We start from the raw sequence: 16,767 nt of genomic DNA, 5'->3' as shown, positions 1-16,767 counted from the left end.
TGGACGTCCAAGCAACCGGCGCGTAGGTTGCTTGGACGTCCATGCATCTGCGCCAGGAGGACCCGTGGCCGACCTGCACGTGCCCGTGAACCCCGTCCGCTTCGTCACCGCCGCCAGCCTGTTCGACGGCCACGACGCCGCGATCAACGTCATGCGGCGGCTGCTGCAGAGCCAGGGCGCGGAGGTGGTGCACCTCGGCCACGACCGCAGCGTGGCCACCGTCGTCCGGGCGGCGCTGGAGGAGGACGCGCAGGGCATCGCGCTGAGCTCCTACCAGGGCGGGCACGTCGAGTACTTCAGCTACCTCAAGGAGGAGCTGGAGCGGCACGGCGCCGGCCACGTGCAGGTCTTCGGCGGGGGCGGCGGCGTCATCGTCCCCGAGGAGATCGCGCTGCTGCGCTCCCGCGGGGTGCGCATCTTCGCCCCCGAGGACGGCCAGCGCCTCGGCCTGCCCGGCATGATCAACGAGCTGATCGCCGCCTGCGACGTGGACCTCACCACCGACGGCCCGGACGTCGAGGCCCTCCTCACCGGCGACCCCGCCGCCCTCGCCCGCGCCATCACGGTGCTGGAGGCCGGCGCCGACCCCGAGCTCGCCGAGCGGGTGACCCGGGAGGCGGCGCAGCGGCACGTCCCCGTCCTGGGCATCACCGGCACCGGCGGGTCGGGCAAGTCCTCGCTCACCGACGAGCTGCTGCGCCGGCTGCGGCTGGACCAGGAGGACAAGCTGCGGATCGCCGTCCTCGCCGTCGACCCGTCCCGCCGCCGCGGTGGCGGTGCGCTCCTCGGCGACCGGATCCGGATGAACGCCCTGGAGACCGGCGACCGCGGCTCCACCTTCTTCCGTTCGCTGGCCACCCGCACCGCCGGCGCCCAGGTCCCCGAGCACCTCGACCACGTCATCGCCGCGACCAAGGCCGCGGGCTTCGACCTCGTCGTCGTGGAGACCCCGGGCATCGGCCAGGGCGACGCGGCGATCCTGCCGTTCTCCGACGTCTCGCTGTACGTGATGACGCCGGAGTTCGGCGCCGCGTCGCAGCTGGAGAAGATCGACATGCTCGACTTCGCCGACGTCGTCGCCGTCAACAAGTACGAGCGCCGCGGGGCCGAGGACGCCCGCCGCGACGTCGCGCGCCAGCTGGTGCGCAACCGCGAGGCGTTCGGCCAGAGCTGGGAGACCATGCCGGTCTTCGGGACCAGCGCCGCCCGGTTCAACGACGACGGCGTCACCGCGCTGTTCCAGGAGCTGAAGAAGCTGCTCGGCGCGAAGGGCCTGTCGCTGGCCACCGGGGTGCTGCCGACCGTCGACGTCATGGCCTCCACCGGGCTGACCAGCGTCGTCCCGTCCTCCCGGGCCCGGTACCTGGCCGACGTCGCCGAGACGGTGCGCGGCTACCACCGGACGACGGCCGAGCAGGCCGCGGCCGCCCGGGACAGGCAGCACCTGGGGACGGCGGCACAGCTGCTGGACGGCGACGCGGCCGAGGCCGCCCGGGCGCGCGCGGAGCAGATCGACCTGCTGCCCGACACCGTGCACCTGCTCGAGGACTGGCCGCAGCTCGTCGAGGACTACTCCGGGGACACCTACACCTACACCGTCCGGGGCAAGGAGATCGCCGTCCCGCTGACCCGGGAGACCCTGAGCGGGAACCAGGTGCGGCGGGTGTCGCTGCCGCGCACCGACGACCACGGCCAGCTCGTCGGCTGGCTGCGCAGCGAGAACGTGCCCGGCCGGTTCCCCTACACCGCCGGCGTCTTCCCCTTCAAGCGCGACGGCGAGGCCCCGGCCCGCATGTTCGCCGGCGAGGGCGACGCGTTCCGGACCAACCGCCGGTTCCAGCTGCTGAGCGAGGGCCAGCCGGCGACCCGGCTCTCGACCGCGTTCGACTCGGTCACCCTCTACGGCCGCGACCCCGACCCGCGCCCCGACGTCTACGGCAAGGTCGGCACCTCCGGCGTCTCCATCGCGACGCTGGAGGACATGCAGGTGCTCTACGACGGGTTCGACCTGTGCTCGCCGACCACCTCGGTGTCGATGACCATCAACGGTCCCGCGCCGGCGATCCTGGCGATGTTCCTGAACACCGCGATCGACCAGCGGCTGGCCGCCCACCCCGAGGAGGACCCGGCCGAGGTCCGCGCGTGGGTGCTGGCCAACGTCCGCGGCACGGTGCAGGCCGACATCCTCAAGGAGGACCAGGGCCAGAACACCTGCATCTTCTCCACGGAGTTCGCCCTGCGGTGCATGGCCGACATCCAGGAGTGGTTCATCGCCGAGAAGGTCCGCAACTTCTACTCGGTCTCGATCTCCGGCTACCACATCGCCGAGGCCGGGGCGAACCCCATCAGCCAGCTCGCCTTCACCCTGGCCAACGGGTTCACCTACGTCGAGGCCTACCTGGCCCGCGGCATGCACATCGACGACTTCGCGCCCAACCTGAGCTTCTTCTTCTCCAACGGCATGGATGCCGAGTACACCGTCATCGGCCGGGTCGCCCGCCGGATCTGGGCGGTGGCGATGAAGGAGCGCTACGGCGCCAACCCCCGCGCGCAGCAGCTGAAGTACCACGTGCAGACCTCGGGCCGGTCACTGCACGCGCAGGAGATGGACTTCAACGACATCCGCACCTCGCTGCAGGCGCTGTGCGCGATCTACGACAACGCCAACTCCCTGCACACCAACGCCTACGACGAGGCGGTCACCACGCCGTCGGCGCACTCGGTCCGCCGGGCGCTGGCCATCCAGATGATCATCGACCAGGAGTGGGGCCTGGCGATGAACGAGAACCCGCTGCAGGGCTCGTTCGTCGTCGACGAGCTCACCGACCTGGTCGAGGAGGCCGTGCTCGCCGAGTTCGACCGGATCGCCGAGCGCGGCGGCGTGCTGGGCGCGATGGAGACCGGCTACCAGCGCGGCCGCATCCAGGACGAGTCGATGCTCTACGAGCACCGCAAGCACGACGGCTCGCTGCCCATCGTCGGGGTGAACACCTTCCTCGACCCGCACGCGGCCGAGGAGGCGCCGCAGACCGTCGAGCTGGCCCGGGCCACGGAGGAGGAGAAGCAGTCGCAGCTGCGGCGGCTCACCGACTTCCACGCCCGGCACGCCTCGGAGGCCCCCGCGGCCCTCGCGGCGCTGCAGGACGCGGCCATGCACGGCGGGAACGTCTTCGCCGCACTGATGGACGCCGTCCGGGTCTGCTCGCTGGGCCAGATCAGCGACGCCTTCTTCGAGGTCGGCGGCCAGTACCGGCGCAATGTCTGATCCCATCGAGGAGGCGGGGCGGCAGTGGACGGCCCGCGGGTGGGGTGATGCCACCCCCGGGATGCTGGCGGTCACCTCGCTGATGCGGGCGCAGGCGATCGTGCAGGCCCGGGTGGACGCCGTGCTGCGCCCCCTCGGGCTGACCTTCGCCCGCTACGAGCTGCTGCAGCTGCTGTCCTTCACCCGCGAGGGCTCGTTGCCCATGACCCGGGCGGGCGCGCTGCTGCAGGTCCACCCGGCGTCGGTCACGAACGCGGCGCAGCGGCTGGAGGCGGCCGAGCTGGTGGTGCGCCGGCCGTCGCCGACCGACGGCCGGGTGGTGGTCGTGTCGATCACCGACGAGGGACGGCGGGTGGCGGCCAAGGCCACCGACGCCCTCAACGCCGAGGTCTTCACCAGGCCGGGCCTGGCCCCCGACCGGGTGCAGGACCTCGTCGACGTGCTCCGCGAGCTGCGCGCCGACGCCGGGGACCTCGAGTGACGGCCCACCGTTGATGTCCGGCGCCCGCACCCGCGCCGAGGTGCCACTCGCCGACGACCTGGGGCACCCCGTCGCCCTCCCGACGGCGCCCGCCCGCATCGTCTCCCTGGTCCCGTCGCTGACCGAGGCGCTGGCGGTCACGGTCCCCGACAGGCTGGTGGGCGCCACCGACTGGTGCACGCACCCGGCCGGCCTCGACGTCCCCCGGGTGCGCGGCACCAAGAACCCCTCGCTCGCCGCGATCGGGGACCTGGCCCCGGACCTGGTGGTCGCCAACCAGGAGGAGAACCGGGAGCTCGACGTACGCCGGCTCCGGGAGGCCGGCGTCCCGGTGTGGGTCACCCGGATCGAGACCCTGGACGACGCCTTCGCCTCGATGCGACGGTTGTTCGGCGACGTCCTGCGGGCCGGCGCCCCGGACTGGCTGGTGGAGGCCGAAGGGGCGTGGGCACCGGCGCCGGAACCCGGCCCGCGGGTGGCGGTGGCCATCTGGCGCGACCCGTGGATGTGGGTGGGCGCCCGCACCTTCACCGGCGACCTGCTGGCCCGGCTGGGCTGCACCAACGCCGTCACCACCGAGCGCTACCCGAAGGCCGACCCGGAGGAGGTCGACGCCGAGGTGGTGCTGCTGCCCGACGAGCCCTACGTCTTCACCGCCGACGACGGTCCCGAGGCCTTCCCCGGGCGGGTGACCGCGCTGGTCAGCGGCCGGCAGCTCACCTGGTACGGCCCCTCCCTGACCACCGCCCGCGACGATCTGCTGGCTTCCGTACACCTCTGATGTGTATCGTTGGTGCATGAGTCGCACGAACATCGACCTGGACGACGCCCTGGTCGCCGAGGTGATGCGCCGGTTCGACGTGTCGACGAAGAAGGACGCCGTCGACCTGGCCCTGCGCCGCCTGGTCGGCAGCCCGGTCACCGCTGACACGCTGCGGGACCTGCGAGGTTCGGGCTGGTCGGGTGACCTGGAGGCCATGCGGGACGGAACAGCGCCCCGCACGTGATCCTGCTCGACAGCTCCGCCTGGATCGCCTACCTGCGCGACCGTCCCCGCCCGGTCGCCGATGACGTCCAGCGACTGCTCGACGACCGGTTCCTCGAGGTCCACCTCTGCGAGCCCGTGGTGATGGAACTGCTCGCCGGCGCGCGCGGCGGCGAGCTGGCCCGCGTCGACCGGATCGTCGGCGGCCTGCCCGTCGCCGGCCTGCGGGCCACCCTGGACTTCCGCGCCGCTGCCGGGCTGTACCAGGCCGCCCGGTCCGAGGGCGCCACCGTCCGCAGCCTCGTCGACTGCCTGATCGCCGCCGTGGCCATCCGGCACGGCGCCCAGGTCGTCCACCGCGACCGGGACTTCGACGTCCTGGCCCGGGTGAGCCCGCTCGACCAGCGACGGCTCGGCTGAGCACGACCAGGGCAGGGTGCTGCGCTCGCGCACCCCTCCACCGATCGGCTCGACCGCGCTACAGTCAGTGCTGACCGTTCCAGCGCCGGCAGCGGAGCCGGCGCTCCACGAGAGGAGTCGCCGGATGCGCGACGCAGTCATCGTCGAGGCCGTGCGCACCCCGGTCGGGAAGCGGAACGGCGGCCTGTCCGGCGTCCACCCGGCCGACCTGTCCGCCCACGTGCTGCAGAGCCTCGTCGGCCGCGCGGGCCTGGACCCCGCCCTGGTCGACGACGTGGTCTGGGGCTGCGTCTCGCAGAGCGGCGAGCAGACCTTCGACATCGCCCGCACCGCCGTGCTCGCTGCCGGCTGGCCCGAGTCGGTGCCCGGCACCACCGTCGACCGGCAGTGCGGCTCCTCCCAGCAGGCCGTGCACTTCGCCGCCGCCGGGCTGGTCGCCGGGCACTACGACGTCGTCGTCGCCGGCGGCATCGAGTCGATGTCCCGGGTGCCCATGGGCTCCTCCCGCGGCGACCGTGACCCGATGGGCCCGCGGTTCATGGAGCGCTACGACGGGGTCTCCCCCAACCAGGGCATCGGTGCCGAGATGATCGCCCAACGCTGGGGCCTGTCCCGCACCCAGCTCGACGAGTTCGCGCTGCGCTCCCACGAGCGCGCCGCGGCCGCCCAGGACGAGGGACGCTTCGACGCCCAGCTCGCCCCCGTCGACGCCCCCGAGGGCCGGGTGGCCGCCGACGAGGGCGTCCGCCGCGGCGGCACCGTCGAGGCCCTCGCCGGATTGAAGACCCCGTTCCAGGCCGACGGGGTGGTCAGCGCCGGCAACGCCAGCCAGATCTCCGACGGCTCGGCCGCCCTGCTCATGATGACCAGCGAGAAGGCCACCGAGCTGGGCATGACCCCGATCGCCCGGGTGCACAGCGTCGCGCTGGCCGCCGACGACCCGGTCATCATGCTCACCGCACCCATCCCGGCCACGAAGAAGGTGCTCGACCGCTCCGGGCTGCGGCTGGACGAGATCGGCGTGTTCGAGGTCAACGAGGCCTTCGCCTCGGTGCCGCTGGCCTGGCTGGCCGAGATCGGCGCGGACGAGAAGGTGCTCAACCCGGTCGGCGGGGCCATCGCCCTCGGTCACCCGCTGGGCGCCTCGGGCGCCCGGATCATGACCACGATGGTCCACCACATGCGCGACAACGGGATCCGCTACGGCCTGCAGACCATGTGCGAGGGCGGCGGGCAGGCCAACGCCACCATCCTCGAGCTGCTCTGACCCCGGCGCGTCCTCGGCCCTAGGAGTCGTCGGGGTCGAGGACGCGCACCCGGACGGCGCGGAACCGGTCGGGGGTGGCCAGCAGCTCCTGCTTGGTGGGGTCGCCGACCTCGACCGGGTCCAGCCGGTGCAGGGCCGCCAGCGGGGCGAGCCGCCGGTCGGCCAGCACGTCGTCCACCAGACCCCGGTCCCCGCCGGTGGCCAGGGCGGCGCAGGAACCGGCGTGCGGCAGCAGCACCCGGACGGCGGTCCCCACCGCGTGGTCGACCACCGCGTCGGTCTGGTTGCCCCGTCGCCGGGCGAAGCGCTGCTGCGACCAGCCGCCGGCGGCCGTGCGGCCCTGCACCTGGCGCGCGTCGACCTTGGACACCACGAGGTCCCCGCCGTCGAACACACCCACCGCCCACCGTCCGCGGCGGACCAGCAGCACCGCGACGCGGTGGGCCGAGCGCGCCGCGGTGCCCAACCGGGTCAGCGCCGCCGGTCCGGGGCCGTCCCAGCCGAAGGGCGGCACCAGGCGCAACACCGCACCGTCCGCGCAGGTCACGGTGACGCCCTCGTCGTCCGGGCGGACGTCGGCGAAGGCGCCGTGCCGGCCGGCGGCGTTGTCCAGCCAGCGCTCGAGGCGGGCGGGGGGCACCAGCACCAGCCGGCCGCCCCCGGCAGCGGGCCGGGACCGGGTCACCGGGCCCACCCTGCCAGGGTCAGGCGGTGAGCGCGGCCACCCGTTGCCGCCACCACGCGGCGAACGCGGGCGCGGGCAGGGCGCGGGAGTAGAGCCAGCCCTGGGCGTGCGGGACGCCGAGGTCGGCGAGCAGCTCCCGGTGCGCGGGGGTCTCCACCCCCTCGGCGGTGACCTCGACGCCGACCGCGGCGGCCAGCGCGAGGACCCCGGCCAGCACCCGGCGGGCGTCGGGGGCGTGGGCGGCCGCGACCCGGTGCGGGCCGGGCAGCAGCGACCGGTCGGCCTTGAGCACGCCGAAGGGCACGCGGCCGAGCAGGCCCACCCCCGCGTGGCCGGCGCCGAAGTCGTCCACGGCGAGGGTCACGTCGGCGTCGGCCAGGGACTGCACCGCGGCCAGCCGGGCGGGGGTCAGGGTCAGCTCGTCGTGCTCCACGACCTCGAGCATCAACCGGTCGGGCAGCACCCCGGTGGTGTCGCACGCCTGGTGCACGACGCCGACCAGCTCCGGCGAGTGCAGGCTGGTGCGGCCGAGGTTGACCCCCACCCGGTGCACCCGGATGCCCTCGGTGTCCCACACGGCGAGCTGGCGCAGGGCCAGCCCGAGCACGGCGGCGTCCAGGCGCAGGCCGAGGCCCACGCGCTCGGCCACCGGCACGAAGGCGTCCGGGGGCAGCAGGCCCAGCCGGGGGTGGCACCAGCGCACCAGCGCCTCGGCCCCCAGCGGGTCGCCGTGGGCGATGCCGACCACCGGCTGGAAGTGGACCTCCAACGACCCGGCCCCGGGCACACCTGCGAGGGCGCCGCGCAGGTCACCCACCAGGTTCGAGGTCGTCACGGACGCATTCTCGAACGCCGTCGTCCGTAACTGCAGCCTGAAACCGCAGTCTCCCCCGCACGGGGGGTCATGCGGCCACGGTGGGTCAGGACACCCCGTGCCCGCGCACGTGTGGCAGTCCTGCCGCCACCCAGGCGTGGAAGCCGCCGACCACGTCGGTGGCGGTGGACAGCCCGATCGCCCGCAGCGCGTCGGCGGCCAGGCTGGAGGTGTAGCCCTCCGAGCACAGCACCACGACGTCGACGTCGTAGCCGGTGGCCTCGGGCAGCCGGGCACCGCTGGCCGGGTCGAACCGCCACTCCAGCACGTTGCGCTCCACCACCAGGGCGCCGGCCACCCAGCCCTCCCGGTACCGCTGCGCGGCCGGGCGGATGTCGACCAGCAACCCACCGGCGGCGACCCGGGCGGCGGCCTCCAGCGGGGTGACGCGCTGGATGCGGGAGCGCGCGGCGGCGAGCAGCTCGTCGACCGACACCGCCCCGGCCGGGCGGGCGCGGACGGGCTCGAGGAGGGCGGTCACCAGTCCACCCCGGCGCGCTCGGTGCCGGTGCGGACCAGCTGGCCGCCGTCGACGCGGTAGGTGTTCATGAGGGTCAGCCGGGGCGCGTAGACGTGCACGCTCACCGCCGCCTCGTGCAGCGTGTTGACCACCTGGTGCACGTAGTGCGCGCCGAAGAAGCGGACCCGCCCGGCACCCAGGTCGGTGGTGCTCTGCCGGGCCGGGCGACCGGTCCCGCGGGCGACGACCCGCTCGGTCAGGGTCCCCCGGGCGACGGCGAAGGCACCGGCGGAGGCGCCGTGGTCGTGCAGCGGGGTGCCCTGGCCGGGCAGCCAGGACAGCAGCCAGACCTGCGCGTCGTGCAGTTCGGCGTGCAGCGAGGGGTCCAGGGCCGGCGCGACGTCGGCGGGGTCGAGCAGCGAGGTCCAGCGGGAGGCCTCCCGGTACTCGACCCGGTCGGCCCACAGGTCGGTGCGGATGGCGAGGGCGACGGCCAGGGCAGCGGCCCCGGCGGGGGCGTCGGCCGGGACCGACGGGGCAGCGGTCGGGGAGGTGGTCAGGGCAGTGGGCAGCACGGTGCTGGGCACAGGGGTGTCTCCGGGTGGGGGCGCGGCGGGACGCGACGGTCCGCGGCGGGGTGACGGGGGCTGGGGGTCAGCAGCCCGGACACAGCGCGCTGGCGACGCGCAGGAGGTCGACGGCGGACCTCCGGTGCAGCGCGAGCGAGTACGTCACGGCGGAGAGGACACCACACCCGGGCCCCCGGTGCAACCAACCACACCGGATCGGTGCGGATTGCCTCAGCGGGCGAGGGCGGGGTCCCCGGCGTGCTCGGCGGGGACGACCAGCAGCCGCTGGAACACCGCCACCACCACACCCGCCGCGGCGGCCGCGCAGGTCGCCACCAGGAACGCCGCGTTGGCGCCGACCGCGTCCACGACCTTGCCCGACAGCGACGCGCCCAGGGCGACCCCCATGGCCAGCGCGGTGCCGATCCAGGTGAAGGCCTCGGTCACCACCGCCCGAGGGACCAGCACCTCGGCGAGGGTGAAGGCGCTGATCAGCGACGGCGAGACGGCCAGCCCGGCGAGCACGGTGAACGGGATCATCAGCCACAGCCCGCCGACCAGGACCAGCGGCAGGCTGGTGAGCACGAACAGGCAGAGCACCGCCAGCAGCCGGCGCCGGACCGGCGAGCGGAAGTGCACCGTGCCCCAGCCGATGCCCGACACCATCGAACCGACGGCCAGCGCGGCGATGAGCACGCCGGAGTAGGGCTTGGCGCCCACCTGGTCGGCGAAGGCGACCAGCGCGATCTCCAGCGTCCCCAGCATCGTGCCGACCGCGAGCCCCACCACGAACAGCACCCGCAACCCGGGCGTGCGCATCGCCGAGGGACCCTGCCGGGCCTCGTGCCCGTGCGCCGGCGGCTCGGTGCGGCCCTGCGCGGCGAAGGCGAGGCTGCCCACGACCGCGAGGGTGAAGGCGGTGACCACGCCGGAGGTCGTGTGCCCGGTGGTGGACAGGAAGGTGACCAGCACGGGGCCGACGATGAAGACGAACTCGTCGACCACGGACTCCATGGCCAGCGCCGTCGGCAGGCGGGGCGTCCCGCGCAGCAGGTGGGTCCAGCGGACCCGGATCATCGACCCGACCGGCGGGATGCAGGCCCCCGCCAGGGCGCCGGTCGCGAACACGGTCCACAGCGGCCAGCCCTCCCGGACGGAGAACAGGAACCCGAAGCCGGCCAGCACGAACACCGCGAGGACCGGCAGCAGCACCCGGCGCTGGCCGAGGGTGTCGGCGAGCCGGCCGAGCACCGGCCCGCTGATCGCGGTGGCCACCGCGCCGGCCGCGGCGACCCCGCCGCCCAGCGCGTAGGAGCCGGTGTAGTCCTGCACCAGCAGCACGCTGCCCAGCCCGACCATCGACAGCGGCAGGCGCCCGATGAAGGCCGCCGCCACCATCGGCAGCACGTGCGGCGTGCGCAGCACGTGCAGGTACGGGTTGGGCACGGGGAGGTGGCCTCCGGCGGCGTCGAGGGGTGCGGGTCCTGACGCTAACCGCCGTGCGGGGCCGGTGCCCGCAGGAGGGTCAGGACGGCGGCAGCGGCGGGCGCTGGTAGGGCTCGGCGCGCGGGTAGGCGTTCGTGCTGTTCTCGGGCGAGCGCCAGGCCTGCGGCGCGCCGTCGGGCACCGCGGTGAAGCCGTCGTCGTCCTCGTCCTCGTCCCGCCGGGGGCGACGACGGCCGCCGGGCAGCAGGCCGACGACGACGAGCAGGGCGCCGAGCAGCAGGGCCGTGCCGCCCTGCAGGACGGCGGGCAGCCCCACCTGCAGCTGGTCGACGCCGGTGTCGACCCCGGTGTAGAACGCCGGCCGCACCCAGGCGCCGATGCCGGCCGCCAGCAGCGCCAGACCGCCGACCAGGGGGGCGAGCGGGGACAGCCGGCGAAGTGCGGCGAGCAGGCCGAACAGCACACCGGCCGCGCAGACGAGCGCCAGGCCGGTGGTGCTCGTCGCGCCGCCCCGCCCGGCCACCTCGCCGACCCCGAACAGCAGGACGGCGGAGGCGACCGCGACGAGGACCGCACCGAGCACGATCCCGACCAGGTGCCGCATGCACGGACCGTATCGGGACCGTGCCCGTCAGGCGAGGCGGCTCTTGAGGATCTCCAGCTCGTCCCACATCGTCGTGGGCAGCTTGTCGCCGAACTTCTCGAACCACTCGGTGATCTGCGGGATCTCCTCGCGCCACTCCTCCGGGCGCACCGCGAGCGCGGCCTCGACCTGCTCGGCGGTCATGCCCAGGCCCTCGACGTCCAGCGAGTCGGCGGTGGGCACGTGGCCGACCGGGGTCTCGGTGGCCGAGGCGGTGCCCTCCAGCCGTTCCACGACCCACTTGAGCACCCGGGAGTTCTCACCGAAGCCCGGCCACAGGAAGCCGCCGTCGGCGTCCCGGCGGAACCAGTTGACGTAGAAGATCGCCGGCAGCTTGGTGGCGTCGGCGGACTTGCCGGTCTCCACCCAGTGGTTGAAGTAGTCACCGGCGTTGTAGCCGATGAAGGGCAGCATGGCGAACGGGTCGCGGCGGATGACGCCGACCGCGCCGGTGGCCGCCGCGGTCGTCTCCGAGGACAGCGTCGCGCCCATGAACACACCGTGGTTCCAGTCCCGGGCCTGGGTGACCAGGGGAATGGTGGTCTTGCGGCGACCGCCGAACAGGATGGCCGAGATCGGCACACCCTTCGGGTCGTCCCACTCCGGCGCCAGGATCGGGCACTGGGTGATCGGGGTGCAGAACCGGCTGTTGGGGTGGCTGGAGGGCTCGTCGGAACCCGGCGTCCAGTCACGGCCCTTCCAGTCGGTGAGGTGGGCCGGGGGCTCGTCGGTCATGCCCTCCCACCAGACGTCGCCGTCGTCGGTGAGCGCGACGTTGGTGAACACCGAGTTGCCCTGCTCGATGGTGCGCATGGCGTTCGGGTTGGTGTCCCAGCCGGTGCCCGGCGCGACGCCGAACAGGCCGAACTCGGGGTTGAGGGCGTAGAGCCGGCCGTCCTCGCCGAACCGCATCCAGGCGATGTCGTCACCCAGGGTCTCGACCTCCCACCCCGGGATGGTGGGCTCGAGCATGGCCAGGTTGGTCTTGCCGCAGGCGCTGGGGAAGGCGGCGGCGATGTAGTGCACCGCGCCCTCGGGGTTGGTCAGCTTGAGGATCAGCATGTGCTCGGCGAGCCAGCCCTCGTCGCGGGCCATGACCGAGGCGATGCGCAGCGAGTAGCACTTCTTCCCGAGCAGGGCGTTGCCGCCGTAGCCGGACCCGTAGGACCAGATCATCCGCTCCTCGGGGAACTGGACGATGTACTTGGTGCTGCTGCACGGCCACGGCACGTCGTCCTGGCCGGGCTCCAGCGGGGCGCCGAGGGAGTGCATGGCCGGCACGAAGGGCCGGTCGGTGCCGAGGGCCTCCAGGGCCGGCGTGCCGATGCGCGCCATGACCCGCATGGAGACCACGACGTACTCGGAGTCGGTGAGCTCGACGCCGAACATCGGCGACTCGGCGTCGATGGGGCCCATGCAGAACGGGATGACGTACATCGTGCGGCCGCGCATGCAGCCGCGGTACAGCCCGGTCATGACCGACTTCATCTCGACCGGGTCCATCCAGTTGTTGGTGGGCCCGGCGTCGGCCTCGTCGACCGAGCAGATGTAGGTGCGGTCCTCGACCCGGGCGACGTCGCTGGGGTCGGACTGGGCCAGGAAGGAGTTGGGCTTGGCGGCCAGCCGGGTGAAGGTGCCGGCGGCGACCAGCTGCTCGGTGAGGCGGGTCCACTCCTCGTCGCTGCCGTCCACCCACACCACCTGGTCCGGGGTGGTCAGCTCCGCCATCTCGGCCACCCAGGCCAGCAGGCGCGCGTGGGTGGTGGGGGCGTTCTCCAGACCGGGGGTGGCCACGGACGTCACAGGCGTCTCCATCCATCGATCGCCGCGCGGAGCTCGCGCCGGCGGTGGTGCGATCGGACGAGGCTAGCGCCGGAGCCGCGCCGCGGACAGGTGAAACGGGTGAGACGTATCTGACGTCTACCTGTGGACCAGACGTATCAGACGTCTTCTACCCTGACCGCCAGGTCCGCCAGCGCCGCGGCGACCTCCTCCGGGGCCTCCAGCGCGGTCAGGTGGCCCGCCCCGGGGACGACGACGGCGACCGCGTCCGGCCGCAGCTGCTGCAGCTGGACCAGCCGCTCGTCCGGCGGGGTCGGCCCGTCGTGCTCGCCGAACAGCAGCAGCACCGGTGCCCCGAGGTCCCGGACGGCGGCGGAGGTGTCCGGTCGCGCGGCCAGCGCCCGGCACACCCATGCCACCCCGGCCGGGTCCTGCGAGCGGATCATCGTGGTCACCCGTTCGGCCAGCTCGGGGCCGGCGTGCGGACCCAGGCCCTCGGCGACGGAGTCCATGACCACCTCGATGCCGTGCTGCTCCAGGTCGTCGGCGGCGACCAGCCGGTCGGCCGGGACGTCGGGCGGGCCGACCCCGGTCGTGGTGTCGCACAGCGCCAGCGCCGCCACCCGCTCCGGGGCGCGGCCGGCCAGCATCGCCGCGACGTAGCCGCCGGTGGACAACCCGACGACCACCGCGCGGTCGGCGCCGAGGTCGTCGAGCAGTCCGAGCACGCCGTCCACCGCGCGCTCCAGCGTCGGCTCGCCACCGGTCGGGGAGCCCAGGCCGGGCAGGTCCACGGCGACCGGCCGCAGCGGCGCCGGCAGCAGGGCGGCGACGTCGTCCCAGAGCCGGTGGTCCAGCGGGAAGGCGGGCAGCAGGACGACGACCGGGCCGGGCCGGTCGGGGAAGGGGTCGGCACGGTTCAGCACGGCGCTCCCCTACCCCGCGATCAGAACCGGAAGCGGCCGACCTCGTAGGGGTAGCGGACGACGACGTCGCCCATGGAGACCTTGCCGCGGACCACCAGGTGCAGCCGGCCGTGCACCGGCCCGCCCGGCACCTTGCTCTTCACGCCGCCCATCCCGGCCGAGACGCCGTCGACGTCGGCGGTGGCGCCGGCCGGGAGGATGAACTTCGCGGTGCCGGCGCCGAGCTTGACCCGGACCTCGACCACCTGCTGGGGCAGCACCGCCCGGGTGAGGTCCAGGACGACGTCACCCATCGTGCTCTGCACCTCGAGCACCGGCGGGACCTGCCAGGCCCCGTTCCGCTTGATGTCGCCCATGCCGGACTTCAGCACGACCGGCGCCGGCCCGGCCGGGGGCGCCGGCTGCCAGACCGTCGGCACCGTGGTCGGCGGCCCCGACGCTGCGACCGGGTGCTCGGGGGGCAGGTCGGCCAGCGGCAGGTGCAGGTCCTCGGCGAACCGGGCGGCGTAGACGACGGCCAACCGCTCGTCGAGCTCGGCGAAGGTGATGCGGCCCTCGGCCATCGCGGTGTGCAGCCGCTGGGCCGCTCGCTCGCGGTCGGCGTCGGAGATCCGGATCCGCGGCGTCCCCTCCATGCCGCGACCCTAGGTCACACGGCGCAGCTGTCGCCCTCGCAGCCGGCGGCCGGGGGCACGGTCGCCAGCGGGTGGGCGTCGGCCCAGGCCCGCTCCAGCAGCTGGAGCAGCACCGACGGGTCCTGCGCGCCGGCCGCGCCGTAGGTGCGGTCGACGACGAAGAAGGGCACGCCGGTGGCGCCGAGGGCCTGCGCGGTGGCGATGTCCTCGCGGACCGCGGCCAGGTACCGGCGGTCGGTCAGCGCGGCGCGCACCTCGTCGGCGTCCAGGCCGACCTCGGTGCCCAGCTGCACCAGGGCGTCCAGCTCGAAGACCGACGTCCGCTCCTCGAAGTGCGCGTGCAGCAGGCGCTCCTTCATGGCGTCCTGCGTGCCGTGCTCGGCGGCCAGGTGGATGAGCTGGTGGGCGAGCAGGGTGTTGCCGCTGACGCCGTTGGCCAGGTCGTAGTGCAGGCCCTCGCGCAGAGCCAGCGCGTCGAGGGAGGTCATCTGCTCGCGCATCTCGTCCTCGCTGCGGCCGTACTTGCGGGCCAGCGCGGGCAGCGTGGGGTGCACGTCGCCCTCGGCGACCGAGGGGTCGAGCTGGAAGCTGCGCCAGACCACCTCGACGGCGTCGGCGTGCTCGAACCGGGACAGCGCGGTCTCGAACCGGCGCTTGCCGATGTAGCACCACGGACAGACGACGTCGGACCAGATCTCCACCTTCACGGGCGGCCCAACAGGCCGGACCCGCCCGGTGTTCCCGGGCGGGTCCCGGCGGGTCAGCGCACGCCGACCAGGTCGACGACGAAGACCAGGGTGGCGCCGGGCTTGATGACCCCGCCGGCGCCGCGGTCGCCGTAGGCCTTGTGCGGCGGGATGGTCAGCCGGCGACGCCCGCCGACCTTCATGCCGGCGATGCCCTCGTCCCAGCCGGCGATGACCATGCCGACCCCGAGCCGGAACTCCAGCGGGTCGCCGCGGTCCCAGGAGGCGTCGAACTGCTCGCCGCCGTCGTGGGTGACGCCGACGTAGTGCGCGGACACCAGGCTGCCGGCGGTGGCCTCGGCGCCGTCGCCGACGGTGATGTCCTCGATGACGAGGTCGTCGGGGGCGGGCCCGGTCGGGGGCTCGACGTCGGGGCGGGTCGGCTCGGCCACGCAGGTCTCCTCGGGGTCGCGGTACCGGGGGTGGTCCCCGGCGGTCTCGCCCCACCCAACCAGAGCGCCCGGTGTGAAGCCTGCGTTACGTCTGGCCCGGGGGCTTGCCCCGGCCCGTGGACCCCGGCTCGAATGGGTGCAGAGCCGCGGCAGCTGCCGTGCGGCCACCCCTCGGGGGTCCCCACCATGAGCACGCCCACCTTGTCCGAGCTGGCCCGCGAGTCCCGGATGGGTGCACCCGGCACCCTGACGACCGACCGCGAGGTCCGCCGCGTCTCCCTCGCCGACCTCGACGCCCGCCGGGCCGAGGTCACCGAGCAGCTGTGGTCGGCGGCGACCGACATCGGTTTCTTCCAGCTGGTCGACCACGGGATCGCCCCGGCCGAGGTCGACGCAGCGTTCGCGGCGTCGCAGGCCTTCTTCGCCCTGCCCGCCGAGGTCAAGGCCCGCTACCCGCTGAAGAAGGGCCTCAACGCCGGCTACGAGCACAAGTCGCAGGTCCGGCCGTCGGTCGGCACGCCGGACCAGAAGGAGTCCTGGCAGCTGACCCGCCCGCACATGGCCGGGCTGTGGCCGTCCGAGGACGAGGTGGCGGGGTTCCGTGCCACGGTGCTGGCCTTCGAGGCGCACTGCCACCAGGTGGCGATGACCGTGCTGTCCTGCTTCGCCGACGTCCTCGGCATGCCCCGGGACTTCTTCGCCGCGGTGCACGACCCGGCCGACCCGCAGCACCAGTCGTGCCTGCGGTTGATCCACTACATGGCGTTCCCGGCCGAGCTGGTCGGCGTCCCCGGCACGTGGCGGGCCGGTGCGCACACCGACTTCGACTGCCTGACCCTGCTCTTCCAGCGGGCCGGCCAGGACGGCCTGCAGGTGCTGCCCGGCGCCGAGGCGGCCCGGCCGACCGCAGACGGCTACGCCTGGACGCCGGTCCCGGCCACCGACGACGCCATCACCTGCAACATCGGGGACATGCTCGAGCGCTGGTCGGGCGGGCGGCTGCCGTCGAACTTCCACCGGGTGGCCGCACCGGGCCCGGGGCAGTCGAGGGACCCGCGGTTCTCGATCGCCTACTTCGCGCAGGCCGACAAGGGCGCGGTGATCGAGGCCCCGGCCGAGGAGCCGATCACGGCGGGGGAGTTCCTGCTGCGCCGCATCCAGGCCAACTTCCGGCCCTGAGCACACCTCCGG

18 protein-coding genes are annotated in these 16,767 nt (G+C 74.1%); 7 read left to right on the top strand and 11 right to left on the bottom strand.

The window, feature by feature from the left end; translation table 11 throughout:
• Positions 1 to 64 precede the first annotated feature (64 nt).
• From icmF to NH342_RS00165, 6 genes are all read left to right on the top strand, one after another.
• Positions 65 to 3,265 (top strand): fused isobutyryl-CoA mutase/GTPase IcmF, encoded by a 3,201-nt coding sequence (icmF, locus tag NH342_RS00190; RefSeq protein ID WP_253010036.1) that lies wholly within the window; start codon positions 65 to 67, stop codon positions 3,263 to 3,265.
• The gene (locus NH342_RS00185) at positions 3,258 to 3,746 is read left to right on the top strand and encodes a MarR family winged helix-turn-helix transcriptional regulator (protein ID WP_253010034.1); all 489 of its coding nucleotides are present in this window, start codon (positions 3,258 to 3,260) and stop codon (positions 3,744 to 3,746) included. The genes icmF and NH342_RS00185 overlap by 8 nt, the downstream gene beginning before the upstream one ends.
• Before the next feature lie 40 nt (positions 3,747 to 3,786).
• Positions 3,787 to 4,527, top strand: coding sequence for a helical backbone metal receptor (locus tag NH342_RS00180; RefSeq protein WP_253010032.1), 741 nt, complete (start codon positions 3,787 to 3,789; stop codon positions 4,525 to 4,527).
• A gap of 16 nt (positions 4,528 to 4,543) precedes the next feature.
• A complete protein-coding gene (locus tag NH342_RS00175; protein WP_253010030.1) occupies positions 4,544 to 4,753 on the top strand; it encodes a type II toxin-antitoxin system VapB family antitoxin in 210 nt (69 codons plus the stop codon).
• Positions 4,750 to 5,151, top strand: coding sequence for a PIN domain nuclease (locus NH342_RS00170; protein ID WP_253010028.1), 402 nt, complete (start codon positions 4,750 to 4,752; stop codon positions 5,149 to 5,151). Before NH342_RS00175 ends, NH342_RS00170 begins: the two co-directional genes overlap by 4 nt.
• A gap of 124 nt (positions 5,152 to 5,275) precedes the next feature.
• Positions 5,276 to 6,418, top strand: coding sequence for a thiolase family protein (locus tag NH342_RS00165; protein ID WP_253010026.1), 1,143 nt, complete (start codon positions 5,276 to 5,278; stop codon positions 6,416 to 6,418).
• A 19-nt stretch (positions 6,419 to 6,437) separates the two neighbouring features.
• On the opposite strand, the gene NH342_RS00160 is transcribed toward NH342_RS00165, so the two are convergent.
• The 11 genes from NH342_RS00160 to NH342_RS00110 all read right to left on the bottom strand — a co-directional run bounded on the left by NH342_RS00160 (position 6,438) and on the right by NH342_RS00110 (position 15,576).
• The gene (locus tag NH342_RS00160; RefSeq protein ID WP_253010024.1) at positions 6,438 to 7,103 is read right to left on the bottom strand and encodes an acVLRF1 family peptidyl-tRNA hydrolase; all 666 of its coding nucleotides are present in this window, start codon (positions 7,101 to 7,103) and stop codon (positions 6,438 to 6,440) included.
• A 19-nt stretch (positions 7,104 to 7,122) separates the two neighbouring features.
• The gene (locus tag NH342_RS00155) at positions 7,123 to 7,938 is read right to left on the bottom strand and encodes an EAL domain-containing protein (protein WP_253010022.1); all 816 of its coding nucleotides are present in this window, start codon (positions 7,936 to 7,938) and stop codon (positions 7,123 to 7,125) included.
• 85 nt (positions 7,939 to 8,023) lie between these two features.
• On the bottom strand, positions 8,024 to 8,458 hold the full coding sequence (locus tag NH342_RS00150; protein ID WP_253010020.1) for a rhodanese-like domain-containing protein: 435 nt from the start codon (positions 8,456 to 8,458) through the stop codon (positions 8,024 to 8,026).
• Positions 8,455 to 9,024, bottom strand: a complete 570-nt coding sequence (locus NH342_RS23970; RefSeq protein ID WP_253010018.1) for a cysteine dioxygenase family protein — start codon at positions 9,022 to 9,024, stop codon at positions 8,455 to 8,457. The genes NH342_RS00150 and NH342_RS23970 overlap by 4 nt, the downstream gene beginning before the upstream one ends.
• A gap of 213 nt (positions 9,025 to 9,237) precedes the next feature.
• On the bottom strand, positions 9,238 to 10,452 hold the full coding sequence (locus NH342_RS00140; RefSeq protein ID WP_253010016.1) for an MFS transporter: 1,215 nt from the start codon (positions 10,450 to 10,452) through the stop codon (positions 9,238 to 9,240).
• Between the two features lie 79 nt (positions 10,453 to 10,531).
• Complete coding sequence (locus tag NH342_RS00135) at positions 10,532 to 11,056, bottom strand: hypothetical protein (RefSeq protein ID WP_253010014.1); 525 nt, start codon at positions 11,054 to 11,056, stop codon at positions 10,532 to 10,534.
• Between the two features lie 27 nt (positions 11,057 to 11,083).
• Positions 11,084 to 12,898 carry a phosphoenolpyruvate carboxykinase (GTP) gene (locus NH342_RS00130; protein ID WP_253010012.1) on the bottom strand — a complete coding sequence of 605 codons (1,815 nt, stop codon included), beginning with the start codon at positions 12,896 to 12,898 and terminating at the stop codon, positions 11,084 to 11,086.
• Positions 12,899 to 13,035: 137 nt separating this feature from the next.
• A complete protein-coding gene (locus tag NH342_RS00125) occupies positions 13,036 to 13,803 on the bottom strand; it encodes an alpha/beta fold hydrolase (RefSeq protein ID WP_253010010.1) in 768 nt (255 codons plus the stop codon).
• Between the two features lie 20 nt (positions 13,804 to 13,823).
• A complete protein-coding gene (locus NH342_RS00120; protein ID WP_253010008.1) occupies positions 13,824 to 14,438 on the bottom strand; it encodes a DUF1707 domain-containing protein in 615 nt (204 codons plus the stop codon).
• A 14-nt stretch (positions 14,439 to 14,452) separates the two neighbouring features.
• Positions 14,453 to 15,145 (bottom strand): DsbA family oxidoreductase, encoded by a 693-nt coding sequence (locus NH342_RS00115; RefSeq protein ID WP_253010007.1) that lies wholly within the window; start codon positions 15,143 to 15,145, stop codon positions 14,453 to 14,455.
• A 53-nt stretch (positions 15,146 to 15,198) separates the two neighbouring features.
• Complete coding sequence (locus NH342_RS00110) at positions 15,199 to 15,576, bottom strand: FKBP-type peptidyl-prolyl cis-trans isomerase (protein ID WP_253010006.1); 378 nt, start codon at positions 15,574 to 15,576, stop codon at positions 15,199 to 15,201.
• Positions 15,577 to 15,762: 186 nt separating this feature from the next.
• Between NH342_RS00110 and NH342_RS00105 the strand changes: the two genes are divergently transcribed.
• On the top strand, positions 15,763 to 16,755 hold the full coding sequence (locus NH342_RS00105; RefSeq protein ID WP_253010004.1) for an isopenicillin N synthase family oxygenase: 993 nt from the start codon (positions 15,763 to 15,765) through the stop codon (positions 16,753 to 16,755).
• Positions 16,756 to 16,767 lie beyond the last annotated feature (12 nt).

This window comes from Klenkia sp. PcliD-1-E, from assembly GCF_024124375.1.
Taxonomy (GTDB): domain Bacteria; phylum Actinomycetota; class Actinomycetes; order Mycobacteriales; family Geodermatophilaceae; genus Klenkia.
This window is presented reverse-complemented; position numbering and strand designations above follow the sequence as displayed.